Annotated in this window: 2 protein-coding genes; both read right to left on the bottom strand. The window is 34.9% G+C overall.

From position 1 onward, the window contains the following. Positions 1–112: 112 nt before the first annotated feature. Positions 113–469, bottom strand: a complete 357-nt coding sequence (gene rplR, locus EZH24_RS12805) for a 50S ribosomal protein L18 (protein ID WP_137999420.1) — start codon at positions 467–469, stop codon at positions 113–115. Between the two features lie 10 nt (positions 470–479). Then, the coding region (locus EZH24_RS12810; RefSeq protein WP_137999421.1) for a 50S ribosomal protein L6 at positions 480–848 on the bottom strand (369 nt) is incomplete at its 5' end.

The following is an 848-nucleotide window of genomic DNA, read 5'->3' on the forward strand; positions in this document are numbered from 1 at the left end:
ACGATAGCAAGGGAATAACTTTGGCATACTCTATTTAAAGTTATAAGACGCTCTTCATACATATTTTTTTCTTCGTTATGATAACCGTTATTACTCATTAAAGTCTTACTCCTTAAAATTTCAATCCCGATTCTCTGGCGCCTTCAGCCAAAGATTTTACTTTTCCATGATAAATATATCCGTTTCTATCGAATACGACTTCGCTTATATTTTTATCTTTCGCCCTGCTTGCCAAAGTTTTTCCTATCTCTTTCGCAATATCCACATTTTTACCGCTCTTCATATCTTTTTCTTGCGAAGATGCGGACGCCAAAGTTATTCCCTTGCTATCGTCCACAATTTGAGCGGAAATATATTTAAGACTTTTATAAACGGTAAGTCTCGGACGCTTTGAAGTTCCCTCTATCTTTATACGAATGCTTCTCTTTCTTCTTTCTCTTTGAGATTTAATTTTTTCTCTTAATCCCATAATTTCCCCTTTATTTAGCGGCTTTTTTGCTTTCTTTATGTTTTACATACTCGCCTTCAAATCTAACGCCTTTTCCTTTATAAGGCTCGACAGGTCTTTTCTTTTTAATATTCATAGCGAGTTCGCCCACTTGCTCTTTATCGTTACCTTCTATAATAATTTTCGTATCTTTTTCTACCGTAACTTTTATTCCTTCAGGTATTTTCATTTTAACATCGTTTGAAAAACCCAACTGCAAAGTTATAACATTTCCCTGAACATTGGAACGATAACCCGTGCCTTCCAATTGCAAAATTTTCTTATAACCCGAATTAACGCCTTCTATCATATTAGAAATAAGCTTCCATACCAAACATAACATAAAACTTCGCCGCCGACA

The sequence above is a fragment of the Brachyspira catarrhinii genome (genome assembly GCF_005518285.1).
GTDB lineage: Bacteria > Spirochaetota > Brachyspiria > Brachyspirales > Brachyspiraceae > Brachyspira > Brachyspira catarrhinii.